The sequence below is a fragment of the Delftia sp. WSY_10 genome, assembly GCF_043104705.1.
Taxonomy (GTDB): Bacteria; Pseudomonadota; Gammaproteobacteria; order Burkholderiales; family Burkholderiaceae_C; genus Comamonas; species Comamonas tsuruhatensis.
Window position 1 is genome coordinate 33,778 of sequence record NZ_JBICKY010000034.1, and the last position, 26,035, is coordinate 59,812.

General features: G+C 68.2%; 25 protein-coding genes and 1 tRNA gene. 16 read left to right on the forward strand and 10 right to left on the reverse strand.

Annotated features, from left to right (window positions below; translation table 11 throughout):
* Window positions 1-86: 86 nt before the first annotated feature.
* A complete protein-coding gene (gene pdxA, locus ACF8ML_RS15515) occupies window positions 87-1,820 on the reverse strand; it encodes a 4-hydroxythreonine-4-phosphate dehydrogenase PdxA (protein ID WP_047325985.1) in 1,734 nt (577 codons plus the stop codon).
* Window positions 1,821-1,958: 138 nt separating this feature from the next.
* On the opposite strand from pdxA, the gene ACF8ML_RS15520 reads away from it, so the two are divergent.
* Window positions 1,959-2,861, forward strand: a complete 903-nt coding sequence (locus tag ACF8ML_RS15520) for a LysR family transcriptional regulator (protein WP_047325984.1) — start codon at window positions 1,959-1,961, stop codon at window positions 2,859-2,861.
* Between the two features lie 17 nt (window positions 2,862-2,878).
* Here ACF8ML_RS15520 and ACF8ML_RS15525 read toward each other — a convergent pair whose 3' ends face one another.
* Window positions 2,879-3,790, reverse strand: coding sequence for a LysR family transcriptional regulator (locus tag ACF8ML_RS15525; RefSeq protein WP_047325983.1), 912 nt, complete (start codon window positions 3,788-3,790; stop codon window positions 2,879-2,881).
* 142 nt (window positions 3,791-3,932) lie between these two features.
* Between ACF8ML_RS15525 and ACF8ML_RS15530 the strand changes: the two genes are divergently transcribed.
* From ACF8ML_RS15530 to ACF8ML_RS15550, 5 genes are all read left to right on the forward strand, one after another.
* Window positions 3,933-4,139, forward strand: a complete 207-nt coding sequence (locus ACF8ML_RS15530) for a DUF3311 domain-containing protein (protein ID WP_392407349.1) — start codon at window positions 3,933-3,935, stop codon at window positions 4,137-4,139.
* A 13-nt stretch (window positions 4,140-4,152) separates the two neighbouring features.
* The gene (locus tag ACF8ML_RS15535; protein ID WP_016450085.1) at window positions 4,153-5,535 is read left to right on the forward strand and encodes a sodium:solute symporter; all 1,383 of its coding nucleotides are present in this window, start codon (window positions 4,153-4,155) and stop codon (window positions 5,533-5,535) included.
* Window positions 5,536-5,549: 14 nt separating this feature from the next.
* Window positions 5,550-7,214 carry an amidohydrolase gene (locus ACF8ML_RS15540; protein WP_392407351.1) on the forward strand — a complete coding sequence of 555 codons (1,665 nt, stop codon included), beginning with the start codon at window positions 5,550-5,552 and terminating at the stop codon, window positions 7,212-7,214.
* Window positions 7,211-8,191, forward strand: coding sequence for a GTP-binding protein (locus ACF8ML_RS15545; RefSeq protein ID WP_209672571.1), 981 nt, complete (start codon window positions 7,211-7,213; stop codon window positions 8,189-8,191). Before ACF8ML_RS15540 ends, ACF8ML_RS15545 begins: the two co-directional genes overlap by 4 nt.
* Window positions 8,192-8,268: 77 nt before the next feature.
* Window positions 8,269-8,345: transfer RNA gene (locus ACF8ML_RS15550), tRNA-Gln, on the forward strand.
* A 64-nt stretch (window positions 8,346-8,409) separates the two neighbouring features.
* Here ACF8ML_RS15550 and ACF8ML_RS15555 read toward each other — a convergent pair.
* A complete protein-coding gene (locus tag ACF8ML_RS15555; protein ID WP_343740219.1) occupies window positions 8,410-9,378 on the reverse strand; it encodes an NAD-dependent epimerase/dehydratase family protein in 969 nt (322 codons plus the stop codon).
* Between the two features lie 101 nt (window positions 9,379-9,479).
* Between ACF8ML_RS15555 and ACF8ML_RS15560 the strand changes: the two genes are divergently transcribed.
* Window positions 9,480-10,373 (forward strand): LysR family transcriptional regulator, encoded by an 894-nt coding sequence (locus ACF8ML_RS15560; RefSeq protein WP_016450081.1) that lies wholly within the window; start codon window positions 9,480-9,482, stop codon window positions 10,371-10,373.
* A 27-nt stretch (window positions 10,374-10,400) separates the two neighbouring features.
* On the opposite strand, the gene ACF8ML_RS15565 is transcribed toward ACF8ML_RS15560, so the two are convergent.
* The 4 genes from ACF8ML_RS15565 to xsc all read right to left on the reverse strand — a co-directional run bounded on the left by ACF8ML_RS15565 (window position 10,401) and on the right by xsc (window position 14,885).
* Window positions 10,401-10,706, reverse strand: a complete 306-nt coding sequence (locus ACF8ML_RS15565; protein ID WP_016450080.1) for a hypothetical protein — start codon at window positions 10,704-10,706, stop codon at window positions 10,401-10,403.
* 137 nt (window positions 10,707-10,843) lie between these two features.
* Entirely contained in the window at window positions 10,844-11,890 is a 1,047-nt protein-coding gene (locus ACF8ML_RS15570) for a YeiH family protein (RefSeq protein ID WP_016450079.1), read from the reverse strand.
* Window positions 11,887-12,861 (reverse strand): bifunctional enoyl-CoA hydratase/phosphate acetyltransferase, encoded by a 975-nt coding sequence (locus ACF8ML_RS15575; RefSeq protein WP_016450078.1) that lies wholly within the window; start codon window positions 12,859-12,861, stop codon window positions 11,887-11,889. The genes ACF8ML_RS15570 and ACF8ML_RS15575 overlap by 4 nt, the downstream gene beginning before the upstream one ends.
* A gap of 212 nt (window positions 12,862-13,073) precedes the next feature.
* Window positions 13,074-14,885, reverse strand: a complete 1,812-nt coding sequence (gene xsc, locus ACF8ML_RS15580) for a sulfoacetaldehyde acetyltransferase (RefSeq protein WP_392407352.1) — start codon at window positions 14,883-14,885, stop codon at window positions 13,074-13,076.
* Between the two features lie 131 nt (window positions 14,886-15,016).
* On the opposite strand from xsc, the gene ACF8ML_RS15585 reads away from it, so the two are divergent.
* Genes ACF8ML_RS15585 through ACF8ML_RS15595 form a run of 3 tightly spaced genes read left to right on the forward strand, consistent with a single transcriptional unit; the run spans window position 15,017 to window position 18,495 of the window.
* On the forward strand, window positions 15,017-15,844 hold the full coding sequence (locus ACF8ML_RS15585; protein WP_392407353.1) for an IclR family transcriptional regulator: 828 nt from the start codon (window positions 15,017-15,019) through the stop codon (window positions 15,842-15,844).
* The gene (locus ACF8ML_RS15590) at window positions 15,837-16,814 is read left to right on the forward strand and encodes an AAA family ATPase (protein WP_013803829.1); all 978 of its coding nucleotides are present in this window, start codon (window positions 15,837-15,839) and stop codon (window positions 16,812-16,814) included. The genes ACF8ML_RS15585 and ACF8ML_RS15590 overlap by 8 nt, the downstream gene beginning before the upstream one ends.
* Window positions 16,804-18,495, forward strand: a complete 1,692-nt coding sequence (locus ACF8ML_RS15595) for a cobalt chelatase (protein WP_392407354.1) — start codon at window positions 16,804-16,806, stop codon at window positions 18,493-18,495. The genes ACF8ML_RS15590 and ACF8ML_RS15595 overlap by 11 nt, the downstream gene beginning before the upstream one ends.
* 57 nt (window positions 18,496-18,552) lie before the next feature.
* Here ACF8ML_RS15595 and ACF8ML_RS15600 read toward each other — a convergent pair whose 3' ends face one another.
* Both ACF8ML_RS15600 and ACF8ML_RS15605 read right to left on the reverse strand, forming a co-directional pair.
* A complete protein-coding gene (locus ACF8ML_RS15600) occupies window positions 18,553-19,317 on the reverse strand; it encodes an alpha/beta fold hydrolase (RefSeq protein WP_126312787.1) in 765 nt (254 codons plus the stop codon).
* 108 nt (window positions 19,318-19,425) lie between these two features.
* The gene (locus tag ACF8ML_RS15605; protein WP_026063043.1) at window positions 19,426-20,046 is read right to left on the reverse strand and encodes a hypothetical protein; all 621 of its coding nucleotides are present in this window, start codon (window positions 20,044-20,046) and stop codon (window positions 19,426-19,428) included.
* An 86-nt stretch (window positions 20,047-20,132) separates the two neighbouring features.
* Here ACF8ML_RS15605 and ACF8ML_RS15610 point away from each other — a divergent pair, with 86 nt between their 5' ends.
* The 4 genes from ACF8ML_RS15610 to ACF8ML_RS15625 all read left to right on the forward strand — a co-directional run bounded on the left by ACF8ML_RS15610 (window position 20,133) and on the right by ACF8ML_RS15625 (window position 24,118).
* A complete protein-coding gene (locus tag ACF8ML_RS15610) occupies window positions 20,133-20,870 on the forward strand; it encodes a YafY family protein (RefSeq protein WP_241150422.1) in 738 nt (245 codons plus the stop codon).
* A 25-nt stretch (window positions 20,871-20,895) separates the two neighbouring features.
* Window positions 20,896-21,264 carry a DUF2946 family protein gene (locus ACF8ML_RS15615; RefSeq protein ID WP_016450071.1) on the forward strand — a complete coding sequence of 123 codons (369 nt, stop codon included), beginning with the start codon at window positions 20,896-20,898 and terminating at the stop codon, window positions 21,262-21,264.
* A 123-nt stretch (window positions 21,265-21,387) separates the two neighbouring features.
* Window positions 21,388-22,053: an SCO family protein gene (locus ACF8ML_RS15620; RefSeq protein ID WP_392407355.1), complete on the forward strand. Its 666-nt coding sequence runs from the start codon at window positions 21,388-21,390 to the stop codon at window positions 22,051-22,053.
* A 226-nt stretch (window positions 22,054-22,279) separates the two neighbouring features.
* Window positions 22,280-24,118 carry a diguanylate cyclase domain-containing protein gene (locus tag ACF8ML_RS15625; RefSeq protein WP_016450069.1) on the forward strand — a complete coding sequence of 613 codons (1,839 nt, stop codon included), beginning with the start codon at window positions 22,280-22,282 and terminating at the stop codon, window positions 24,116-24,118.
* A gap of 22 nt (window positions 24,119-24,140) precedes the next feature.
* On the opposite strand, the gene ACF8ML_RS15630 is transcribed toward ACF8ML_RS15625, so the two are convergent.
* Window positions 24,141-24,614, reverse strand: a complete 474-nt coding sequence (locus tag ACF8ML_RS15630) for a low molecular weight protein-tyrosine-phosphatase (RefSeq protein ID WP_016450068.1) — start codon at window positions 24,612-24,614, stop codon at window positions 24,141-24,143.
* A gap of 100 nt (window positions 24,615-24,714) precedes the next feature.
* On the opposite strand from ACF8ML_RS15630, the gene ACF8ML_RS15635 reads away from it, so the two are divergent.
* Entirely contained in the window at window positions 24,715-24,948 is a 234-nt protein-coding gene (locus tag ACF8ML_RS15635) for a hypothetical protein (protein ID WP_392407356.1), read from the forward strand.
* Window positions 24,949-25,255: 307 nt separating this feature from the next.
* Entirely contained in the window at window positions 25,256-26,005 is a 750-nt protein-coding gene (locus tag ACF8ML_RS15640) for a hypothetical protein (RefSeq protein ID WP_254788042.1), read from the forward strand.
* The last annotated feature ends 30 nt before the right edge of the window (window positions 26,006-26,035 follow it).

Below are 26,035 nucleotides of genomic sequence, written 5' to 3' on the forward strand. Positions count from 1 at the left end.
CACCGGTGGGCGAAACCGCTGCAGCTGCTGCTGGACCGTGACCCCGGCGTGCGAGGCGCGGGCCGGCATAGCCGACATGGCCGGCGTCAGTCCACCAGCGCCTGTATGGCCTGCAATTGCGCCGCCAGCCCGGGCCGCGCGGCCGGAAAAGTCTCCTCGAAGGCGGCAGTGCCTATCGTGAAGCCCGCTGCGCCGCCGGCCAGCACGGCCGCGATGCGTTCACTGCGATCAATGGAGCCGGCCACGACCACGGGTTTGTCCACCGCATCGCAGACGGCCTTGATCAAGGCCGGCACGTCGCCGTGGAAGCGGTAGGCCAGCAGGTCCAGGCCATGCACGCCGTCCAGCCCCGCCATGCGGCGGGCGCTGGCCACGATGTCCTGTACCGGGCCTGAAAGCACGCTCGGATGCCCGCTCACCTTGCCGGGAAACGGGTAGTACGCAATGCCGCTGCCGCGCAGCACGGGCAGCACCGCCTCGGGCCGTGTGCCACCCATGAGCACGTCCACACCGAGCTCGACCGCCGCGCGGGCCGAGGCCACTTCGCTGGCCTCGTCCAGGCTGACAACCTCCAGATAGACCCTGGCGCCGCCCGCCCGGATGTCCCGGGCCAGGGCATGCAGCTCGGGCAGGGGCAGGCCGATGTCCTTGAAGCCCACATGGCGAACGCCCTGGGCCAGCACCTCGCGCAGCCGCTCGCGCGCATCGGCAATGGTCCTGTCCTGCTGCGTGAGCATGAAGATGAAGTCCGGGCGTTGCGTTCGTGCACTGGCACCGGTACGGGTGGCCTGCACCATGGCTGCCGCCTGGCGCAGCGCGCAGGCCAGGCTGGCGTGGTCGGCGCGGCCCGTGCCCGCGATGTCGAAGGCCGTGCCATGGTCCACCGAGGTGCGCACAAAGGGCAGGCCCACGGTGATGTTCACGCCTTGCTCCACACCCAGGTATTTCACGGGAATCAGCCCCTGGTCATGGAACTGGGCGACCACCACGTCGAACTCGCCCCGGCGCGCCCGCATGAAGACCGTGTCGCCGGGCCAGGGGCCGCTGGCGTCGATGCCTTCGGCGCGCGCGGCGGCAATGGCGGGGATGATCACCGAGCGGTCCTCGTCCCCGAACAGACCGTTTTCACCGGCATGCGGATTGAGCCCTGCCACGGCCACCCGGGGCCGGGGGATGCCGAACGCGCGGCAGGCCTGGTGCGCGAGGCGAATGGCGCGCAGCTCGTTGTCCATGGTCACGGAGGCGATGGCCTGCTGCAGCGGCACATGGATGGAGACCAGCAGCACCCGCAGCTCATCATTGGCGAGCATCATGGCGAAGTCGCGTGTGCCGGAACGCTCGGCCAGCATCTCGGTATGGCCCGGATGCGGGCAGCCTGCCGCGCGCAGCGCTTCCTTGTGGATGGGGGCGGTCACCAGGCCCGAGACGTCGCCAGCCAGGGCCAGGTCGATGCCGCGCTGGATATAGGCATGGCAGGCCGCGCCGGCACGTGCATCGACGCAGCCCCAGGGCAGGTCCGGCGGCAGGTCCTCGCCGGCCTGCAGCACGAAGAGCGTGGCGGGCGGCACCAGGGCAGGTACCTGGGCCGGTGTCTCGATGGCCCGGATCTGCGGATGGACGTCCAACCCATCGGCCGCCCGCTGCAGCCGGGCGATGTCGCCGATGACGAGAAACGGCGTGCAGGGCCGCGCAGGGTCCATTGCCAGCTTGACGATGATCTCGGGCCCGATGCCCAATGGATCGCCCATGGTGATGGCCAGGGGCGCGCTGGCCGGGGTGCTGGCCGAGGGGTTGGCGGAGTTGGGGCTGGAGTGCTTCATGGTTCTTGCTGAAACCTCAATCGATGGGCTTACTTTGCATGAAGATGCTCCAGTAATAAATCGATATAGACTCATCATTCAATTGAGCAATGTTCAACTGAAAGTCCGCTGTTCCACCTGTCTAGAGCCGCCATTGCCATGCCCGCACCCGTCCACATGCCGCCGCTGTCTGCCTTGCGCGCCTTCGAGGCCACGGTGCGCCATGGCAGTGTCTCCAAGGCCGCGCGCGAGCTGCACCTGACCGATGGCGCCGTGAGCCGTGCCGTGCGCGACATGGAGGAGGCGCTGGGCTTTGCGCTGTTCCAGCGCAGCAACCGCAGCATCATTGCCACGCCCACGGCCCGCGTGCTGGCCGAGGAGGTGGCCCTGGCGCTGGAGCGCCTGCGCGGCGCGCTGGGCCGCGCGCGGCAGGCGGCAGGGCCGGACCGGCCGCTGGTGCTGTCGTGCGAGCCCACGTTTTTGATGCGCTGGCTGATTCCGCGTCTGGGTGGTTTGCAGGAAGCGATCGGCACGCAGCGCGAGCTGCGCCTGGTATCGGCCGGCGGCTCCGTGCCCTTTGCGCGCGAGGGCATTGATCTGGCCATACGCCGCGCGGATTTCGACATGGGCGCCGATGTGGTGGCCGAGCCCTTTCTGCAAGAGCGCGTGGGGCCCGTCTGCAGGCCCGCGCTTGCCAAGGCGCTGGCACGTTCAGGGCCGCTGGGCGGGGTGCTGCTGCATACGCAGTCGCGGCCGGACGCATGGCGGCATTGGAGCGAACTGACCGGCGTGCCGCTGCGGGCCGGTCGCGAGGTGCGCTTCGAGCATTTCTACCTGAGCCTGCAGGCCGCCGTGGCCGGGGCCGGCGTCGCCATCGGCCCGCTGGCACTGGTGGCCGATGACCTGGCCAGCGGCACGCTGTGCGCGCCGCGCGGCTTCGTGGCCGATGGCTCGCACTACGTGCTCATGTCACCCAGGCCGGTGCATGACGAGGCCCGCTTCGCCCTGGTGCTGGAGTGGCTGCGCACGCAGACATTGCCGCTGGCGCGGGCCGATGCATGACTTGCGCCTGCCCGGCTTCACTGGTCGTGCTCGGACAGCTCCCGCCAGTGCGTGCGGGTGAATGCATAGACGGTTTCCAGCGCCGGTGACAGGCTGCGCGCGGCCATGCGCGCCATGCCGTAGCGGCCGCATCGGCGGGGATCGGCGGGCAGGGGCACTTCGGCCATGGCGCCGCTGGCGCGCTCCTTGCGGGTGATGGACAGCACGCCGAACAGCAAGGTGTCCGTGGCCAGGGTCACGCCGCGCAGCAGGTCCAGGTCGTTGCAGTGCAGGGTGAACAGCTTGTCGGGCTCGGCGCCTTCGCCCCACAGCTCGGCCAGCTGCCGCGCCATGGCCGTGCTCAACGTGGTGGTGGCCAGCGGGTAGCGGCGGATCTCGTCCATGCCGGGGTTTTGCAGCACGGGGTGGCCCGCGCGGCAGACTAGGCCGGCTGGCAGCTCGCCCAGCAGTTCCATCTCCACGTCATCGGCGGCGCGCAGCACGTAGGCGTCGCCGACGATGGCATCGATGGATTCGTTGCGCAGCAGCTGCAGCAATGCGCTGGTGGCACCCATTTCGGCGCGCACCTTCACGCGCGGATGCGCCTGCGCCATGTGGATCAGAAAGGGCTTGAGCAGCAGCGCCGCGGGCGCGGGCGCCACGCCAATGGCGAGCGCGCCTTCCTGGCCGCCGCGCAGCAGCTCCAGGTCACGCCGCAACTGGGTTTCCTCCAGCCGCATGCGGCGTGCACGCTCGGCCACGAGCTCGCCAAACACTGTCAGCCGGGCGCGCCGCGCGCCCCGGTCGAACAACTGCGCCCTGAGTTCATCTTCCAGCGCGCGGATGCTGCGGCTGAGCGCCGGCTGGGTGAGATGCACGGCGCGCGCCGCGTCGGAAAAGGTGCCGTGCTCGACGATGGCCAGCAGGTGCCGCAGCTTCTGTGTATCCATGCGGAGTCCTCATGGTTTGTTGGCAAATTTTTCATTTGAATTATAGGTAGGCGCTTCCTAAGATTGCATCCAGGGACATTGAAATGTTCTATAGAGCGGCCACAACCGCCAACTCTTTCATCGGAGCAAAAGGAGACAAACCATGCTCAAGCTGTTCATCGGCATAGGCATCCCGTACATCGCGGTGATCGGCCTGCTTCCCTTGGTCGCGTCCGTCGATCGCTTCGTGTTCGGCGTGCCCTTCATCTACCTGTGGATCTTCATGTGGTTCGTGCTGACGTCGCTGTGCATGCTCGTGTGCTGGCTGATGTTCGACCGCCACGAAGCCGACGACGCGCAGTCCGCCTGAAGGGAGCACCGCCATGACCACCGCAGTCTTTCTGGGCTTCATCGCGCTGTCCCTGTACCTGGCCATCCGCTCGCGCACGGGCAAGGGTGCACAAAGCGTGCATGACTTCTTCGTCGCCTCCCGCCAGTTCGGCGCCTACCTGGTGTTCTTCCTGGCCGCTGGCGAGATCTACAGCATCGGCACCATGGTCGGCTTTCCGGGCGGCATCTACGCCAAGGGGCCGACCTATGGCGTCTGGTTCCTGGGCTACATCCTGCTGGCCTATCCGCTGGGCTACTTCCTCGGCCCCATGATCTGGAAGGCGGGGCTGCGGCACAACGCCATCACGCTGCCGGACCTGTTCAAGGGCCACTTCGGCAGCCGTGCGCTGGAGCTGATCGTGGCCGGCTCGGCCATCCTGTTCCTGCTGCCCTGGGGCCAGCTGCAGTTCACGGGGCTGGTGGCCGCGCTCAAGGGCCTGGGATGGAATTTCCAGCCGCTGCACCTGCTGCTGATCTCTGCGGGCCTGGCCTTCACCTACATCGCCATCTCGGGGGTGCGCGCCTCGGCCTATATCGCCATCCTCAAGGACATCCTGATGGTGGTGGCCATCATCGCCACGGGCGTGGCCGTGGGCTGGCATGCGGGCGTGGGCGATGTGTTCACCGCCGCCAGTGCCAAGGTCAGCAACCACATGACCGATACGCAGCTGCGCTTTTCCATGAGCACCATGCTGTTCCAGGCGCTGGGCTTCTACATGATGCCGTTCGCCGTGCAGAACTTCTTTACGGCCAAGAGTTCGCACACCATCCGCCGCACCCAGATCGCCATGCCGCTGTACATGCTGATGTACCCGTTCCTGGTGCTGGCCTCGTACTACGCCATCAGCCAGAACCTGCAGCTGGCATCGCCCAACGAGGCCTTCTTCGCGGCTGCCGTGCGACTGCTGCCCGACTGGCTGCTGGGCCTGGTGGCCGCAGGCGCCGCGCTGTCGGGCCTGCTGGTGCTGGCGGGCATCTGCCTGGCCATCGGCCCCATCGTGGCCCGCAACCTGCTGCCCGGCCTGCCCGAGGCCAAGCAAAAGCAGGGCGCCAAGGTGGTGATCGTCATCTACCTGGTGCTGTCCATCGTGATGACGCTGCTCACGCCCAACCTGATGCTGACGCTGATCAACACCACCTACTACGGCGTGACGCAGTTCTTCCCCGGAATGATGGCCATCCTCTTCGGCTGGCGCATCCGGCCCATGGCCGTTGCCCTGGGCATTGCCTGCGGCCAGGCGCTGGCCATTGCGCTGTACATCCAGCAGCCGGATTTCGGCGGCATCAACCTGGGCTTCATCAGCCTGGCGCTGAACCTGCTGGTCACGGCCATCGTCCACTATCTGCCCGGTGCCGCGCGCGTCAAGGCCGCCTGAAAAAGACCACCACCATGAACCACGACGAGAACGCGCGCACGCAGGTCTTTGTGGCGCGCACCATCCTCACCATGAACCCGGCCCAGCCGCAGGCCACCCATGTGGCCGTGCAGGGCGGCCGCATCTTGGCCGTTGGCCAGGAGGCCGACATGGCTGCCTGGCCCGAGGCCGAACGCATCGACCACCTGCACGGCAAGGTCCTCATGCCCGGCCTGATCGAGGCGCACAGCCACCTGATGGAAGGCGCCATGTGGGAGGCTGTGTACCTGGGCTACTTCGATCGGCGCGATCCCGAGGGCCGCCTGTGGCCCGGCCTGCGCACGCTGGACGCCGTGCTGGCGCGCCTGGCCGAGGCCGAGCGTGCCCTGCCCGATGCGCAGGCCACGCTGCTGGCCTGGGGCTTCGATCCCATCCTCTTCGGCAGCAGCCGGCTGTCGGTGCGCGAGCTGGACCGTGTCTCCGCCACGCGGCCCATCGTCATCCTGCATGCCAGCGTGCACCTGATGAATGTGAACTCGGCCATGCTGGCGCTGGCCGGCATTGACGAGGACACCGACATCGACGGCATCCACAAGGACGCCGAGGGCCAGCCCACGGGCGAGCTGCAGGAATTCGCCGCCATGTACCCCGTGCAGAAGGTGATCGGCAGCGCGCTGTCGCTGGCCGCTGCCGAGCAGCGCGAGGCCATCTGGAAGTTCGGCCGCGTGGCCCAGCTCGCGGGCGTGACCACGGCCACCGACCTGGTCAGCGATCTCTCGCCCCAGGGCCTGGCCGCGCTGCGCGAAGTCACGGGCGACGCGGCCTATCCGCTGCGCATCGTCCCGGCCTTCGCGCCGCAGCGCAACCCGGAAGGCGGTGCCGCGCGCGTGCATGCTGCAGCGGCGTCCTCGGCCAGCGACAAGCTGCAGTTCGGCCCCGTCAAGTTCATCGTGGACGGCTCCATCCAGGGCTTCACCGCGCGCCTGCGCGCTCCCGGCTACGCGGGCGGGCAGCCCAACGGCCTGTGGCTGATTCCCCCGTCGCAGCTGCCCGCGCTGTTCGAGCCCTTCCACCTGGCCGGGCTGCAACTGCATATCCACACCAACGGAGACGAGGCCACCGAGGTGGTGCTGGATGTGATCGAGGACCTGCTGGCCAGGCACCCGCGCGCCGACCATCGCCACACCCTGCAGCACTGCCAGCTGGCCAGCAGCGCCCAGCTGCAGCGCGCCGCGCGCCTGGGAATGTGTGTCAACTTCTTCTCCAACCATCTCTATTACTGGGGCGATGCCCACGCCGAGCAGACCGTGGGCATGCAGTGGGCCTCGCGCATGAACGCAGCGGGCACGGCGCGGCGCCTGGGCATGGATTTCGCCATGCATTCCGATGCGCCCATCACCCCTATCCACCCCCTGTTCACCGCCTGGTGCGCCGTGCAGCGCGAAACCGCTTCAGGCCGCGTGCTGGGCGAGGCCGAGCTCCTGTCGGTGGACGATGCCCTGCATGCCATCACCATGGGCGCGGCCCGCACCCTCAAGCTGGAGCGGCGCGTGGGCAGCATCGAGCCCGGCAAGCTGGCGGACTTCGCCGTGCTGGAGGACGATCCCCGCGCGGTGGCGCCAGCGGCCCTCAAGGACGTGAAGGTCTGGGGCACCGTGCTGGGCGGCCGCATCTTCCCCGCGCCCGGGTCAGCGCCATGAGCACGCCGGCCGCCGCGGCGCAGCGGGCGCCCGTTCCCATGGTCGTCGTGGGCGGCTATCTGGGCGCGGGCAAGACCACCTTGCTCAACCGGCTGCTGGAGCGTGCCGATGGCCTGCGCGTGGCCGTGCTGGTCAACGACTTCGGCGAGATCAACATCGACGCCGCCCTGATCCGCACACGCAGCAGCGACGTGCTGCAGCTGGAAAACGGCTGCATCTGCTGCTCCATCGGCGGCCGGCTGGCCGAGGCCCTGGCCGCCGTGGGCGCGCGGCCCGACCGCCCGGACCTGCTGGTCATCGAGGCCAGCGGCGTCTCCGACCCCGTGCGCATCGCCCAGGTCGGCATGCTCGACCCCGCGCTGCAGCTCAACGCCATCCTGGTGGTGGTGGATGTCCAGGCCGTCGATGAGCAACTGTGCGACCCGCTGGTCGGCGACATGGTCCGCCGCCAGATCTCGGGCGCGACGGCGCTGGTGCTGACCAAGGCCGATCTGGCCGGCGCATGTGCCACCGAAAAGGTGGCCGCGCGGGTGGCCGGCATGGCGCCCGGTGCCGTGGTGCTGGCGGCCCGCCATGGCGAGATACCGCTGGCCGTGTTCATTGATGCGGCTGCCTCGCCACGCCGCGCGCAAGGCCTGCTGCAAGCGGGCGGCTCCTGGAAAAGCCAGGCCGGGAACATGGCCGGCATGGCCGATGTGGGCAGCTTTTCCTACGCAACGCGCCGCTGCTTTGACCGGCAGCGGTTGCGGCAGGCGCTGCGTACGCTGCCTGTCCCCCTGTTGCGGGCCAAGGGCATCGTGCGGCTGGGCGGGCAGGACAGCGTCCAGGAAGTCCACGTGGTGGGTGGGCGCTTGCGCATTGCCAGCCTGCATGGGGCCAGGGTCTCGGAGTCCGTGTTTGTCTTCATTGGCTGTTTCACGGCGATGGGGCGGGAGGCGATACTCCGCTGTCTTGAGGGAGCCCTGGCCGCGCCATGAAGACAACTTTGGCGGTGTCGAAATTTTTGGAGTTTTGGATTTCGGGCCAAAAAAACGTATTAGAATTTAGGTCTTCTAGGGGAGTCGCCAAGTTGGTAAAGGCACCGGATTTTGATTCCGGCATGCGAGGGTTCGAGTCCTTCCTCCCCTGCCAGATAGACAAAAGCCCTGACAGTTTTGCTGTCAGGGCTTTTTTGTTTTCGGGCTGCAGGCCAGGCTCAGGCCGCAGCCAAGTGTGAGTCGGCACTTGCCATGGCGGCGTTGAGCGTTGCGCATATGCCCTGCGCATAGGGCGTCTTGGCGATGGGGCCCAGCAGGGCGTGCAGGGCGGAGTCCTCCATGATCAGCGGATCGGTCAGCAGGTAGTGCATCTCGGCCAGCTCGCGCATGAAGGGGTTGAACAGGCCGGCCAGGCGCAGCGCGGTCTTTCCTGCAACGCGCAGCTTCAACGGCCTGCCGGTCAGGCGTTCGATCTCCGAGACGACGTCGCGCTGCGTGATCGCCCCCGCGCCGGCGAGGTGCCAGACCTTGCCGAAAGCCTGCGGCGTGCCGATCAGGCGCGCCACGACGGGGCCCACATCGGGCACATAGACAAACTCATGCGGCCGGTCCAGCGGGCCGACCATGTCGGCCCGGCCGCCACGGGCCGCTGCCTCGAAGGCTCCGTGCAGCAGGCTGTTGTGCACGCCCGGGCCGTAGAAGTCGGGCAGGCGCAGTACGGTGGCCTCGATGCGGCCCTGTGCGTGGGCCTGCAGCAGCAGGTCTTCCTGCGCCTTGCGCATGCGGCCCTTGAAGGTATGCGGGTTGCGTGGATGGTCTTCCTTCACGGCATGGGCCTGCGCCTTTCCATAGGGATAGACGGTGCCGATCAGTACGATGCGGCGCACGCCGGCGGCAATGGCGCCGTCCAGCGTCCTGCGCATGAGCTCGGGATGCAATGCGAACTGCCAGTAGTTCACGCCCACCAGGTAGACCAGCGTGTCCACGCCGTGGGCGGCAGCCTCGACGGAGCCGGTGCTGTCCGGGTTCCAGGGGACGATCTCGGCCAGCGGGTCGGCGCCGAAGGTCTGGCGCAGGCTGGCTTCGCTGCGGCCGACCACGCGGTAGGCGCGGCCCTGTTGTCTGAGCGCGGCGGCCAGGCTCTGGCCGATGGCGCCTGCGGCGCCGAAGAGTGCAATGGATGGCATGGGCTGGGTCCTGTGGTGACAGCCTCAGTGTCAGCAACCCGCTGCAAAAAGAAAATTGCCTAGAATTCTCTGGTGTCCATGCATAAATGAATGGATGAGTGATGTCGGAACCCCACTGGGAGTGGTATCGCAGTTTTTTGCAGGTGCTGGAGTCCGGGTCGCTGTCAGCGGCGGGCCGGGCCATGGGTGTGGCGCAGCCGACCGTGGGCCGCCACATCGACGGGCTGGAGTCGGCGCTGGGCCTGCAACTGTTCACCCGCTCATCCGATGGCTTCGCGCCCACGGAGGCGGCCTACGAGCTTCAGCCCTATGCAGCCAGCATGGCCGCGACGGCGGCCGCGCTGCGCCGCGTGGCGGCCAGCCATGGCTCGGGCGTGCGCGGCACGGTACGGCTGACGGCCAGCGAGGTGGTGGGCGTGGAGGTGCTGCCGCCTGTGCTTGCGCAATTGCGCGCGGCACACCCTGAACTGGGCATCGAGCTGGTGCTGTCCAACGCGGTGGACGACCTGTTGCGCCGCGAGGCCGACGTGGCCGTGCGCATGTTCCGGCCGCAGCAGGAGGCGCTGGTGGCACGCCATATCGGCGCCATCGAGCTGGGGCTGCATGCCCATGAAAGCTATCTGTCCGCACGCGGCGTGCCGGAATCGCTGGAGGACCTGGCCGGGCATTCGCTCATCGGCTTCGACCATGAAAGCGCCCTGATCCGAAAGATGCAGCAGCAGTTTCCCATGCTCACGCGCGAAGGCATGGCGCTGCGCTCGGACAGCGACCTGGCCCAGCTGGGCGCCATCCGCGCGGGCTTTGGCATTGGCGTGTGCCAGTCGGCATTGGCGGCCCGGGAGCCGGGCCTGGTGCGGGTGCTGCCCCAGGCGTTTTCATGGAAGCTCGATACCTGGGTGGCCATGCACGAGGACCTGCGCAAGAGCGAGCGCTGCGCCGTGGTCTTCAAGGCCGTGGCCCAGGCGCTGACGGCCTATGCCAGAGGCGGTGCCTGACGCCCGGCACCCAGGGGCACTTGTGCTTCAGCCGGCGTGCAGCAGGCAGGAGCGCGCGAGATGGCGCAGCGTGGACTTTCTGCGCTGGGTGGCGACAAAGGACTGGCAGTTGTGGGCGATGTAGGCGGCCATGACCACGGTCAGGCTGGCGATGGCCCACAGCGGAATGGGCAGCAGGGAATCGAGCAGCACCGCGCACACGGCCAGCATCGACAGGCAGGGCAGCAGCCGCAGCAGGGCGGCTTGCCGGGGTTGCTGATTGCGCAGCAGGGTGAGGACTTGGGTGGCGGTCAGCCTGCGGAATCTGCCGGCTTGCTTGCGAAAAACGTTCACGGCGCGGTAGGGCGTTGATGTGGATCAAAAATTTGTGTGCAAATGTATCATCTTGGTGCATGCCCATCAAGCGATGTGTGGCGCCATGACAAAGGCCCGCGCAGGGCGGGCCTCTTGCGGCAATGCCTGTGCAGGCGTCAGCGCATCTCGATCTCGATGGCGATCAGCACGAAGGCCGCCATCCACAGCGTCTCCACCACCAGCAGTGCAAAAGGCCGCCAGCCGGCCTGGGCCAGTTGCTGGAACGAGGTCTTCAGGCCCAGGGCCGCAATGGCCAGCACCAGGCAGTTGCGCGACAGGTCGCTCAACTGGTGCTGCAGGCCCGGCGGTACCCAGCCCAGCGAGTTGATGGCCACCAGCGCGACGAACACCCACAGGAACCAGGGCACCAGGCCCGGCTTCTTGCCGTGGTGCTGCTCGGCCGCCGCCTCGCGCTGGCGCTTGAACAGGGCCGAGACCATGACCACCACCACGGCCAGCATGGACACGCGGAACAGCTTGACGATGGTGGCGTAGTCCCCCGTGGCCTGGTCGATGGTGTAGCCCGCGCCCACCACCTGGGCCACATCGTGGATGGTGCCGCCGATGAACAGGCCCGCCAGCTCGGGCGGCAGATGCAAGGCGCGCGCCACCAGCGGATACAGCACCATGGCGGCCGTGGACAGCACGGTGACCGTGACCACCACGGTGAGCGTGAAGCGGTCGCTGTCCTTGTCGCGCGGCAGCACCGACGAGATGGCCAGCGCCGCCGAGGCACCGCAGATGGCCACCGCGCCGCCCGACAGCACGCCCTGCGGGCGTGTCAGGCCCAGGCGCCGGCCCAGCAGCGTGCCGCACAGCAGCGTGGTGACCACGGCGGCGATAACGATCAGCGCCGTGGTCCAGCCCAGGCCCGCGATCTGCGTGGCCGTGATGCGCGCACCCAGCAGGCCCACGCCCAGGCGCAGCACGCCGCGCGCGCAGAACTCGATGCCCGGCTTGGCGCGCGCGTCCTGGCTCAGGAAGTGGAAAGCCACGCCGAAGAACAGCGCGAACAGCAGCTGCGGCCCGCCATGCAGCGTGGAGACGAAGGTCGCCGCCAGCGCGATCACGCCCGACAGGCCCGTGCCGGGCAGGAGCCTGAGCCACTGCAGCATGCGCGGCACGGGCGCCTGCGCAGCCACCTGTGCTTGGACCTGGCTCATGACTGCTCCTTGCCGCCCGCCGCGCTGGCCAGCACGGCCAGCGCGCAGGACGCAATGCGGCTGGCCACGGAGTCCGAACGGCTGGTCAGCACGATGGGCACGCGCATGCCCAGCACCAGGCCCGCGCATTCGGCGTCGGCCATGTAGACCAGCTGCTTGTAGATCATGTTGCCGGCCTCCAGGCTGGGCACCAACAGCACGTCGGGCTGGCCGGCCACGTCGGAGACGATGCCCTTGTGGTGCGCCGAGCGCAGCGAGATGGCGTTGTCATAGGCCAGCGGCCCGTCAAGGATGGCGCCGCTGATCTGCCCCCGGTCGGCCATCTTGCACAGCGCGGCCGCGTCGATGGTGCCGGGAATGGCGGGGTTGACCGTCTCCACCGCCGAGAGCACGGCCACGCGCGGCCGGGCAATGCCGATGGCACGGGCCAGGTCGATGGCGTTCTGCGCAATGTCGCGCTTGTCCATCAGCGTGGGGAAGATGTTGACCACGCAATCGGTCATCAGCAGCGGGCGCTCGAAGCCCGGCAGGTCCATCACGAACACATGGCTGGCGCGGCGGCTGCCGCGCAGGCCGGCCTCACGCGCCACGGCGGCGCCCAGCAACTCGTCGCTGTGCAGGCTGCCCTTCATCAGCGCGCGGGCCTGGCCGCTGCCGCACAGCGCCGCCGCCTGGGCAGCCGCCGCGCGTGGATCGTCGGCGGTGGAGTGGATGGACGCGCCCGCCAGGTCCAGCCCGGCCGCCTGGGCCGCCGCCCGGATGCGTGCCTCGGGGCCGACCAGCAGCGGCGTGATCAGGCCCGCCTGCGCGGCCTGCATGGCGGCCTGCAGCGAGCCCGCATCACAGGGATAGGCCACGGCCACGGGAATGGGGCCTTGCGCCTTGGCCTGGTCGAGCAAGTGCTGGAGATGGGGACGGGGCGTGGCGGGCGCATCATCGGCGGCCACGGCAAGTGAAAGTGGGGGGACCATGAAAGCTCCTGCGGGAAAGTACAGGGCCCGGCGCGAGCAACGCAGGGAATCTGGGAATCGGCTTTCGAGGGCCTTGCGCTTCACCCAGGCGCATGAAACCGGCGCGGCCCATCCCAGGGACACCGAGGAAGGGCCGCCCCGCACCGAGGGTGTCGTCCCCCTCCCCCGCGCAGCGGGTAGAGAGGGGGAAGGCGCGTCAGCGCCTCAGGGGGTTAGACAAAGTCCTTGTACTTTTCGAGGAAGCGCACGGGCTTGGAGAGCGCATCGCGGCGGAACGGGTCGCCCAGTTCGCGCGTGCACATCACCTCGATCACGCAGGTCTTGCCGTGGTTCATCTGCAGGTCGATGGCCTTTTGCAGCGCCGGGCCCACGTCCTCGATCTGGTCGACCACGATGCTCTCGGCGCCCATGGCGCTGGCAATGGCCGCGAAGCTCTCGCTTTCCAGCTCGCCGGCCACGAAGCGGCGGTTGTAGAAGTCCACCTGGTTCTTCTTCTCCGCGCCCCACTGGCGGTTGTGGAAGACCACGGCCGTGACGGGAATGTCATGGCGCACGGCGGTCATGATCTCCACCATGCTCATGCCCCAGGCGCCGTCGCCGGCGTAGGCGATGGCCGGGCGGTCGGGCGCCGCGCACTTGGCACCGATGATGGTGGGCAGGGCATAGCCGCAGTTGCCGAAGCTCATGGGCGCGAAGAAGCTGCGCGGCTCGTCGAAGCGCAGGTAGCTGTTGGCCACGGAGTTGATGTTGCCGATGTCGGTGGAGACCATCACGCGCGGCGGCATGGCCTTTTCCAGCTCGCGCAGCACCTGGCGCGGGTGCAGGTACTTGCCGCCCGTGGGCGTGCGCTCGCCCTTGGCCTCTTCGATCATGTCCAGGCTGTAGGGGTCGCGCTCATGCGTCCACTCGTCCAGCTCCTTCTCCCAGGCGGCCTTCTCGGTGGCGATGGTGTCGGCGCGCGCGGCCTTGGTGGCGTCGCAGGCCAGGGTCTGGCCCTGCAGGCGGCGGCCCAGCTCGCGTGCCACGGCCTTGGCGTCGCCGTGGATGCCCACCGAGATCTTCTTGACCAGGCCCAGGTTGGTGTGGTCGGCCTCGACCTGGATGATCTTGGCGTTCTTGGGCCAGTAGTCCATGCCGTGCTGGGGCAGGGTGCCGAAGGGGCCCATGCGCGAGCCCAGCGCGATCACCACGTCGGCCTGGGCGATGAGCTTCATCGCGGCCTTGGAGCCCTGGTAGCCCAGCGGGCCGGCCCACAGCGGGTGCTTGGCGGGGAAGGCGTCATTGCGCAGATAGCCCGTGACCACGGGTGCGCCCAGGCGCTCGGCCAGCTGCTTGCACTCCTCGACCGCATCGCCCATGACCACGCCGCCGCCGGCCAGGATCACGGGGAACTTGGCCGTGGCCAGCAGTTCCGTGGCGGCCTGCAGGCTGTTTTCGCCGCCCGAGCCGCGTTCCACGCGCATGGGCTTGGGGATTTCGCACTGCACTTCGCCATAGAAGTAGTCGCGCGGAATGTTCAGCTGGGTGGGGCCCATCTCGGAGATGGCGCGGTCAAAGCAGCGGGCCGTGAACTCGGCCATGCGCTTGGGGTTGCAGACATGGCCCTGGTACTTGGTGAACTCCTGGAACATGGGCAGCTGGTTGGCTTCCTGGAAGCCCCCCAGGCCCATGCCCATGGTGCCGGTCTCGGGCGTGATCATGACCACGGGGCTGTGGGCCCAGTAGGCGGCAGCAATGGCGGTCACGCAGTTGCTGATGCCGGGGCCGTTCTGGCCGATCACCACGCCGTGGCGGCCCGAGACGCGCGCATAGCCGTCGGCCATGTGGGCCGCGCCCTGCTCGTGCACCACGGGGATCAGGCGGATGCCGGCGGGCGCGAAGATGTCCATGGCATCCATGAAGGCCGAGCCCATGATGCCGAACATCTCCGTGACGCCGTTGGCCACGCAGGTCTCCACAAAGGCTTCGGAAGGGGTCATCTTCTGGACGCCTTCGACCACCGTACGATTGTTGGCTGCAGTCATGTTGTCTCCTTGAAAATGGAACTTTAAGTTCCGAAAAAAGAAATTACGGCGCAAGTCTAGGTGTGATTTCGCCTGGATGTCAAACAAATTTCTTTTTTCGGAACAAATTGACTCGAAAAATTGAAAAACATATGATGGCCAACACCATGAACACCCGAGACCCTGTCCCTGCCCGTATTGATGGCGATACCCCCAACCTGCGGCTGTTCGCGCTGCTGGAGGCCATTGCGCAGAAGAACGAGCCCTTCACGCTGCAGACCATGGTCGAGGAGACAGGCCTGCCCAAGCCCACCATGCACCGCATGCTCCAGCAGCTCGAAGGCGCGGGCATCCTGCAGCGCGAGGGCAATGGCCGGCACTACGGCACGGGCCGGCGCCTGATGCGGCTGGCCGAAAGCGTGCTGCTCAACAACACCACGCATGGCGCGCGCCACGCGGTGCTGGCGCAACTGGTGCGCGATATCGGCGAGAGCTGCAACATCACCGCCTTCTCGGGCAGCGAGGTGCTCTACCTGGACCGGGTGGAGACGCCCGCGCCGCTGCGCTTTTATCTGCACCCGGGCTCGCGCGTGCCGGCCCATTGCTCGGCCACGGGCAAGCTGTTCCTGAGCCAGATGGCGCCCGCGCAGCGCAGGCGGCTGCTGTCGGCCGTGCCGCTGGAGGCCTTCACGGGCAACACGCTGACGGCCTTCGACGCGCTGGACGCCGAGCTGGACCAGGTGCGCGCCCAGGGCCATGCCTTCGACAACGAGGAATTCCTTCCCGGCCTGCTGTGTCTGGGCGTACTCGTGCCCTCCATCCAGGGCGGCCCCTCGAACATGGGGCTGGCCGTGCAGGCGCCCATCATGCGTTTCCCGCGCGAGCGGGCGCTGTCCTTTCTTCCCCAACTGCGCGCGGCGGCCGAGGCGATTGCGCGCATCAACGACGAAGTCCCCCCGGGAGCCCCTGACGATGACTGAGCTGACCCTGATGCATCCCACGCGCACGCTTGGCGTGCGCGAGACCTTCGGCCTGGACACCGACATGCAGGTACCGGCCTTTGCCGAACGCAGCGAGCATGTGCCGGCCGTGGACCCGGCCTACCGCTTCAACCCGCAGGCCACGCTGGCCATCCTGGCGGGCTTTGCGCACAACCGGCGCGTGGTCATCCAGGGGCTGCACGGCACGGGCAAGTCCACCCATATCGAGCAGGTGGCGGCGCGGCTGAACTGGCCCTGCGTGCGCGTCAACCTCGACGGCCACATCAGCCGGCTGGACCTGGTGGGCAAGGACGCCATCGTGCTGCAGGAGGGCCGCCAGGTCACGCAGTTCCAGGAAGGCATCCTGCCCTGGGCGCTGCAGCGGCCCGTGGCCCTGGTCTTCGATGAATACGACGCGGGCCGGCCCGACGTGATGTTCGTCATCCAGCGCGTGCTCGAACGCGAGGGCAGCTTCACCCTGCTGGACCAAAAGCGCGTGCTCCAGCCGCATGCGCAGTTCCGCCTCTTCGCCACCATGAACACCTTGGGCCAGGGCAACCTCAGCGGCCTGTACCACGGCACGCAGATGCTCAACCACGCCCAGCTCGACCGCTGGAACCTGGTCACCAGCCTGGACTACCTGGCACCGGCCGAGGAAGCCGCCATCGTGCTGGCGCGCGTGCCGCAGTTGGCCACGCCGCAGGGGCGCGAGCAGGTGGCCGCCATGGTGGCGCTGGCCGCGCTCACGCGCAAGGGCTTTGCGGTGGGCGACCTGTCGCTGCTGATGTCGCCGCGCACCGTCATCACCTGGGCCGAGAACGCGCAGATCTTCCATGACCTGCGGCTGGCCTTCGAGCTGTCCTTCCTCAACAAGTGCGAGCCGGCCGAGCGGGCCATCGTGGCCGAGTACTTCCAGCGCTGCTTCGGCCAGGAACTGGCGCTGCGCGACGAGCCCGCCCATGCCTGCTGAGGCATCCCCCTCGCTGGCGCGCATGGAGGCCTGGGGCGGCGCGCTGCTGCGCGCCATGGCGGGCGATGCCTCGCTGCAATGGAGCGGGCAGACGCTGTACCGGGGCACGGCGCCCGTGGTGCTGGCAGCGGCCCACCAGGCCGATGTGCCGGCCCGATTGGCCGACCAGCGCGGCCTGCTCGACGGTGCCAGCCTGCGCCTGCGCCTGAGCGATGCCGCGCTGCACGCGCGCCACCTGCCCGGCGACCCGGTGGAGCGGCTGGTGTTCGAACTGCTGGAGCAGTTGCGCGTGGAAAGCCTGGCGCCCGAGGAATGGCCCGGCGCGCGCGACAACCTGCATGCGCGCTTTGTGCACTGGAGCCAGGCCTTTGCCGATTCGGGCCTGACCGAAAGCAGCCTGGGTATCCTGCTGTTCACCGTGGCGCTGACCGCCTGGAGCCGCCTGAGCGGCCATGAGCCGCCCGATGCCCTGGCCGACCTGGCCGAGGCTACGCGCGCCGGCCTGTCCGCGCAACTGGGCGCGCAGTGGGCCCTGCTGCGCCGCCACCGGCAGGACCAGCAGGCCTTCATTGCGCCGGCCCTGGCCATCAGCCGCTGGGTGGGCCAGGCCGTGCGGTCAGCCCAGGAAGAGGCGCCGCGCGGCGCTGGCGGGCCGCGCCGGCGGGGCAGCTTCGCGCTGCCGCTGCACTTTGAATCGCAAAGCCTGGATGCGCCGCCCGTGGCGCTCAGCGGCGACAGCCGCGCCTGGGCCGGCTCGGCCCACAGCTACCGCGTGTTCACGCGCGCCTATGACCGCGAGGCGCAGGCGGCCGAGCTGATCCGCGCCGCGCAACTGGCCGAGTTCCGCGAGCAGATGGATGAGGAACTGGCGCGCAGCGGCTTGCACGCGGGCCGGCTGGCCCGCCACCTGCAGCAGCGCCTGGCCGTGCCGCGCCACGACGGCTGGCAGTTCGGCCTGGAGGATGGACACCTGGATGCAAGCCGGCTGGCGCAACTGGTCAGTGATCCGCAGCAGCGCGCCATCTTCAGGAACGAGCTGCCGCACCCCGTCAGCGATGCGGCCGTGGCCATCTTGCTGGACTGCTCGGGCTCGATGAAGGCGCATGCGCGCCCGCTGTCCCTGCTGGTGGACCTGCTGGGCCGCGCGCTGTCCATGGCCGGCGTGCCGGTAGACGTGCTGGGCTTTTCCACCCAGGCCTGGAACGGCGGCCGCGCCCGCCGCGACTGGCAGCGCGCGGGCCAGCCCCACATACCGGGCCGGCTCAACGAGCGGCTGCACATCGTCTTCAAGGACGCCGCCAAACCCTGGCGCCACGCCCGCCACGGCATTGCCGCGCTGCGCAGGCCCGACCTGTTTCGCGAGGGCGTGGACGGCGAGGCCGTGGAATGGGCCTGCGAGCGGCTGCTGGCGCGGCCCGCGCAGCGCCGCATCCTGCTCGTCATCTCGGACGGCTGCCCCATGGACACGGCTACGCACCAGGCCAACGACGAGCACTACCTGGACCAGCACCTGCGCCAGGTCATCGCCCGGCACGAGCGCGCGGGCGACGTGCAGATCCGCGCGCTGGGCGTGGGGCTGGACCTGGGCGTGTTCTACCGGCGCAGGCTGGCCGTGGACCTGCGCGAGCAGATCGATGAGGCCTTGCTGATGGAAGTGGCGGAGTTGATCTGCCGGCCGTGATGCCGGCCTGCTAGCGGCGTCGCTCAGCGACCATTCCGTCCGGGCAGGACGGCAGATCTAGCGGATCTGCGCGACAAAGTCGCTCACCAACTGCGCAAATTCCACCGGCATTTCCACGGCACTCAAATGCGCGGCGGGTAGCGACACCAGCTGCGCGCCCGGAATCTGCGCCTGCATGTCTTCGGACAGGGAAGGGGGCGTGGCCTCGTCGCGGCTGCCTGCAATGACCAGCGCGGGGCAGGCGATGCGCCGGTTGCTCTCGCGCAGATCGATGCCGCCCACGGCCGCACAGGCCGCCGCATAGGGCGCGGCCGCCGTGGCCTCCAGCCCGGCGCGCAAGGCTGCCACTCGGGCGGCCTGCCCGGCGCGGAATTCGGGCGTGAACCAGCGCTGCATGGCGCCATCGGCAATCGCGGCCACGCCCTGGGCGCGCACCGTGGCAATGCGCGCCTGCCAGCCTGCGCGCGCGGCCTCGTCGTAGTAGCTGGCCGAATTGGCGATGGTGATGCTGCGCACCAGCGCCGGATGACGCGCGGCCAGGGCCTGGGCCGTCATGCCGCCCATGGACAGCCCCACGAAGTGCACCGGCCCCTGGCCCAGCGCCTCGATCACGCCGGCTGCGTCGTCGGCCAGGTCGTTCATGTCGAAGGCCTCGCCGATGGCGGGCGAGCGGCCATGGCCCCGGTGGTCGTAGCGCACCACGGTGAAGCGGTCTTGCAGGGCCTGGGCCACGCCGTCCCACATCTGGAGGTCACAACCGAGCGCGTGGCTCAGAACGAGGGCCGGGCCTTGGCCCTGCTGCACAACATGGAGTTTCGACATGGCGGTCACTGCTTGGGGAAAAGGCGATTATGGGATGGCCGGTGCAGGCTGGCGGATACGGATACCACGCATATCCGGCATCCGGCCAAGGCGCGGCGATGGCGGCGCTCAGGCCACCCTGTCCCAGAACTGCAGCTGTGCCGACCCCGGCGCGATCAGTTCCAGATAGTCCTGGCAGGCCGGATCGAACGGTCCCTGGCCCCACTTGCTGCACAGCTGGTGGGCGCGGCCGGCGCTGTCGGCCAGCACCACGTCGGCATACAGGCCGGGGTCGTGGGCGCTGCGCATCACGCCATGGGCCGTGAAGCCGGGCTCATTCCGGTACAGGCCATCGGCCATGCGGTGCGCGGCGGCGGCCAAGGCATGGGAATCGGCGCCGGGGCGCAGCCGGAACAACGAGAACTCCATGCCCTGCGGCAGCCCATGTTCCCCGCCGTGGCTGAACACGCTGGCGCCCAGCAAGGGAGGATGCTCCACGCGCATCAGCCCGAAGTAGGCCGCGCAGGCAGCCGACCGGCCGGCCTGCGCCAGGGCGGCACGGGCCGCCTCCTGTGATTGCCAGGTGACGACATCCGCATAGCGCCCCTGGCCCAGCTGGACCAGATGGCGTGACAGGCATCCGCCCTGCACATCCAGGAACTGGTGCTGCATGGCGCTGGCGGCTTGCAGCAGGGTGTTTTCCGTCACACCGGGCAGCAGGCTGAACGCTGCCCATTCGATGACTTGCATGGCATTTCTCCGTGGATTGAACATGCCGCCCATGGTCCCTGCATCGCTGCCATTCAATGGCTGTCAATTGCGCCATGATGCCGGCCATGAAACCGCGCACGCTGCCCGCCCGTCTGTCCCGGCTTGAAGCCCTTTCCCAGCGCCTGTCCGATGGCGCCGTGCACGGCGTGGCGGCGCTGTCCGAGGAACTGGGCGTCAGCCAGCGCACGCTGGCGCGCGACCTGTCGTTGCTCAGGCAGCAGGGCTGGGAGCTGGACAGCTCCTCGGGCAGGGGCGGCGGTGTCCGCGTGGTCCATCGCTGGCCCTCCGGCCGCGTGACGCTACGGGGTGACGACGCGCTGGAGCTGCTGATGTCCCTGGCGCTGTCGGAAGCCCTGGGCCTGTCGCTGGCGGGGCGTCATGGCGAACTGCGCCGCCAGTTCGCGCGCTGCTTTGCGCCGGCCGATCGCGCAGATATCGCGCAACTGCGCCAGCGCATCCGCGTGGCCTCGCCGGTGTCCGTCGAAGTCCAGGCTTCGCTGCGCGAGCGTGCGCAGGGCGTGGAGGCGCGCGCCAGCGTCTACCAGGCTTTTGCACAGCAATGGATGCTGGCCTTGACCTACCTGGACGGACGCCAGCGCCGCAGCGAGCGCGTGGTGGAGCCGCAATGTCTGCTGCTGGCCTGGCCGTTCTGGTACCTGCTGGCCTGGGACTGCGAGCGCGAGGGCGTGCGCACCTTCCGGCTGGACCGCATCGTGCAGGCGCGTCGCGGCGGACAGCGCTTTCAAGTGCGCGACCCGGCCCGGTTTTGGGCCGCCTGCGACGAGGTCGGCGTGGCCCTGTGACGGCCTGCCCCCATAATCCCCAGCCATGCAAGCCCTGCGCAACTCCGTCCCACTGGCCCGCCTGGTCATGGCGTGGTTCGCGCTGACGCTGGGCCTGGCCATTGCATCGCCCCTGGTGCACCCCCAGGCCATGGAGCTGGTCTGCACGGCTGGCGGCAGCGTCAGGCTGGTCGTGGTCAACGGTGAAGAAGGACAGGCGGTGTCTGCCCAGCATTCGCTGGACTGCCCTCTGTGCCTGGCGGTGACGCCGCCGCCGGCGCATGTCCCTCCCTCCTGGGCGCAACTGCAGCCGATGGGCCGCGCGCTGCAGCCCATCGTCTCTGCCCGCATTGCCTCCCTGGTCGGCGCGCCGCTGCCGCCGCGCGGGCCTCCCTTGTTGCTGTTGATCGCCTGAGCCCTTGGCTGCTTGCAGCGCTGTCCTGCGCTGTCTGGCCGCTGGCCTGTCTCAGAACATTGCCGCACCGGCCGGGCGCAGCCTTGGCGGTGCGGCTTCGCCAAGATTCCACGCAGGGATGCCATGTTCCGTTCCGATTGCCATGCGGCGCCGCAGCGTGCCGCCGATTTTTCTTCGATCCGCCCATCCGTTGCTTCCGTCGCCCTGTCTCGCCGTGCCTGCCTTGGCGGCGGCCTGGCCGCACTGGCGCTGCTGGCCGGCTGCAAGCCCGCCGCCGTACCGTTCAAGGGCATAGACCTGACCGGCGCCCAGTACGGCCGGGACTTCCGCCTGCGCGATGCCGATGGCCGCGAGCGCACGCTGGCCGACTTCAAGGGCCAGGCCCTGATGGTCTTTTTCGGCTTCACCCAATGCCCCGATGTCTGCCCCACGGCGCTGACGCGCGCCCTGGAAATACGCCAGCTGCTGGGGCCCGATGGCCAGCGCCTGGCCGTGGCCTTCATCACTATCGACCCCGAGCGCGATACGCCCGAGGTGCTCAAGGCCTATGTGGGCGCCTTCGATCCCGGCTTTGTCGCGCTGCGCGGTGACGAGGCGCAGACGGCCGAGGTCGCCAGGGAATTCAAGGTCTTCTACAAGAAGGTGCCCACGGGTGCGTCCTACACCATGGACCACTCGGCCATCACCTATGTCTTCGATCCCGAGGGCCGGCTGCGCGTGGCGTTCCGCCATGAGCAGGACGCACAGGACTGCGCAGCCGACCTGCGCCAGATCCTGCAGGCTGCATGACGGCTCTGCACTTTCTCAGGAGGCCGGCGCAACAGGCCTTTGCGCAGCGGCCCCCGCCCTGGCCCAGGCAGCGACCATTCTTGCGGAGGTGAAGGTACGCCAGCGGCGCGAGCGCCGTTGCCATCGGTCAAAACCTTGTCTGGATCGTCCCGTCCTTGTGCTAAAAATGTGCGGCTCCATCCACCCGGACGCTCATCCAGCCAGACGGAAAGGGACACCCGGCGCCATGAAGACGCTTCTTTCTGACAAGGTGCTGCGGCGCCTGGTGCTTGGCAACCTGCTGGTCGCCGGCCTGCTGGGCCTGGCCACCTGGCTGAGCCTGCGCGCCAACCACCAGGCCGACTTGGACCTGGGCGTGGCTGTCACCCAGAACCAGGCCCGCAGCCTGAGCCTGGAGCTGACGGCCGAGATGCGGCTGGTGGACAACGCCCTGGCCACCGTGGCAGGCCGCTACCGCAGCCGGGGCCTGGACGGCGACGATGTGGCGGCCCTCGCCCTCTATGAAATCCTGCAGGAGCAGCGTGCCCTGCTGCCCTTTGTCACCGCGCTGCGCGTGACCGACGCCAAGGGCCAGGTGCTGCTGACGGCCAACGAGGAAGAGCCCCCGTTTTCCGTGGCCGACCGCAGCTACTTCGAGCGCGCGCGCCACTCCGACCGCATGGTGATCTCCGATCCGCTGGTCAGCCATTCCTTCAACAAATGGGCCATCGTGATGGCACGCCGGCTGCAGTCCGGGGACGGGGATTTCAAGGGCATCGTCTATGCCGTGGTCTCGGCCACGCATTTCCAGTCGCTGTTTCGTCGCCAGGCCTTCGGGCCCGACAGCGCCATTGCGCTGCGCTCGGACAAGGACCTGCTGGTGGCCCGCTACTCGGCGGCCGATCCGTGGTCCGTGGCCGGCATTGGCGGCTCTGCGGTCTCCAGCGAGTACCACCACGCCCTGGCCGGCAACCGGGACAGCGGCTGGTACATCACCCCCACGGTGATGGACGACGTGGAGCGCATCACGGCCTACCAGCGGCTGGCCGGCTATCCCCTGACCGTCTTCACGGGCCTGGGCACACAAAGCTACCTGGCCGCATGGCGTGCATCGGCCTGGCGCGCCTGGGCACTCACGGGCCTCAGCATGGCACTGATCGCGCTGGGCTCGGTCAGCCTCTACCTGCTGCAGCAGCGCGAGCGCGTGGCGCGCATCCGGCTTGCCGAGCTGCTGCGCCAGCAGGAACTGTTCATGGACAACGACCTCATCGGCATCGCCCGCCTGCGCGAGCGCCGGCTGCTGTGGACCAACCAGGCCCTGCAGCGCATGCTCAAGCGCCCGGCCGGCGAGCTGCAGGGCACCTCGGCGCGCATCCTCTACCCGGATGAGGAAACCTATGAACGCTCCGGCGAGCTGGCCTATGGCGCACTGCGCTCCAGCGGCAAATGCCATGCCCAGATGCAGCTGAAGACCAGCGATGGCAGCCTGCTCTGGGTCGATGTCAGCGGCGCAGGCCTGGCCGATGGCGAATCGATCTGGGTCTTCGTGGACATAGACGCGCTCAAGCGTGACGAGCAAGCCGCGCAGCACCAGGCGCTGCACGACGTGCTGACCGGACTGGCCAACCGCCGCGCACTGCAGGCCCGGCTGCAGCGCCAACTGGCCCAGGCCTGCGGACCGGGGCAACTGGCCGTCTGCTTCATGGACCTGGACGGCTTCAAGCAGATCAACGATACCGAAGGCCACGATGCCGGCGACGAAGTGCTGCGCATCGTCGCCCGCCGCCTCACTACCCAGGCCCGCGAAACCGACTGCGTGGCCCGCATGGGTGGAGACGAATTCGTGCTGCTGCTGGGCGAACTGGCCTCGGCCAACGACGCCCTTCAGGCCATGCAGCGCTGCCTGGCCTCCATCTGCCAGCCCATCCGCCTGGAAAACGGTGCCACCGTCCAGGTCGGCGCCAGCATCGGCATCGCCCTCAATGCCGCCCGGGAAAACACCACCCAGCTGCTGCAGCGCGCCGACGAGGCCATGTATGCGGCCAAGCGCGCGGGCAAGGGGAGGGTGGTGGTGGCGGAGGAGTAGAGGCGCCAGGCCAGTCTTGCAATCAGCCAGTGCGATGTTTGCGCGGCGCCATGCCCAGCGTGGCCAGCAGCCCCCTGCAGCCGTCCTCCACCAGGTCCAGCACGTCCTCGAAACCCCGGTCGCCGCCGTAATAGGGGTCGGGCACTTCGCGTGCGGAGTGCTCGGTGCAGAAGTCCGTCAGCCGCTGTACGCGGTGCCATTCGGACTCGGGGCAGATCCTGCGCGCGGCGGATTCGTTGGCGCCATCCATCACCAGCACCTGGTCGAATGCCATGAAGTCCTCGGCCCGCAGCTGCCGCGCGCGCTGCTGCGAAAGGTCATAGCCGCGCCGCGCGGCATGGGCCTGGGAGCGGCGGTCGGGTGCCTCGCCCACGTGGTAGCCGTGCGTGCCTGCGGAGTCCACTTCGATGCGGCCCGCCAGGCCCGCGTCGGCCACCATTTTCTCGAGCACGCCGTGGGCCGTGGGGCTGCGGCAGATGTTCCCTGTGCAGACCATGAGGATTCTTTTCCTCTTGGTGGCTGGCCTGCTGCCAGCTGACTGTTCCCGAATCTGTTCCATAAATCTCCCTGTGGGTAACGGGCTTCACGACATCTGGATGGCCTGCGATGCCAAGGCGCTCGCCGGCATTTTCCACGCCCTGCACCTGATCTGCCGGGCCGCTTATGCTGCGCCCATGGTGGAACTGCTTTGTTTCTGGATGGCCCGGGTGGGTGCGGCCCTGCTGGAGTTGCGGTTGCTGCGCAGCAGCGACGGCGGCTTCAGGGTGATGGTCATCACGGCGGCCATCGTGGTCATCGTGTGCCTGGCGTTGCTGTCCTTTTACGCCTGAGCCCGCAGTCCCGGGTACCGTCGGGCCGGTTGTCAGGGGTCCGCGCCATGGGCAGCTGACGAACCCAGTGCAGCGCCATCTCGCATTCCAGTGCGGACGCTTCGATCACGGCGCAGGCGAGGCATCAAACATGGGCGGCCGCTTTCCCGGCTCGGCACCCCCGAACGTCTCGGGCACGCAAAAGTGGACGACATGCTCCAGACATAAACGCTCGCCAGTCATTAATTGGCCGTGGCTTTCTATTGATTAAATCAATTGAGATCCATGAAATTTCCAGGATATATTTTTGACGTGACTTCTCGAGGCAATGGATTGGAATAGTTGCTTCATTGATTCTGTTTTTATCTTCATTCAGCCACTGAAGGAAAGATTGATGAGAATAAGGCCTTTAGTTGCCAGCGTATGCCTTTCCTTCTCAGGCCTTGGATCTGCATGGGCAGATACCCAGTACACCTATGCGGGCGTCAACTACAACGATGCCCATGCGCCTTACACCACCGCCATGGGCATCAGCGGCTCAATGGTCCTGCCTGCGTCCCTGCCGGCCAGCCAGACGGACATCGTCATCGGCCCGGGAACGTCCTACCCGATCAGCAGTTGGTCGTTCAGCGACGGCGTGAATACCTATACGCAGGCCAATGCACAGATCCTGGCTGGTATTTCGATCGGTGATCCGCCGCGCTTCAAGGTTTCTACCGATGGCAGCGGCAATATCACTGCCTGGAACCTGGCGATGGTTTCACCTGCTGCGCCCCATGTCCCAGGCCAGCCGGTGGACGTTTTCAATATCGCCTCAGGCTCGGGGGACATCGCTGGTGACCATTCGGACACCACATGCGTCTTGTTGAATGGCAATGTGTGCAGGCAGGTGCTTGCTGGTGGTACAGGATTCACTTTTTCGCCTGCCCAAGGCAGTTGGAGCATGCAACCCTACATTCCCCCGCAGCCCGGCCCGGTGGCGGTGCCGCTGCTGGGGTGGCCTGCGCTGTTGGCGCTGATGGGCGGCGTGGCCGGTCTTGCAGCGTGGCAACGGCGCAGGGATGGTGTGGGAAGCTAGGCACGCAGGACCTTCCTGCGCGGCTGTGCT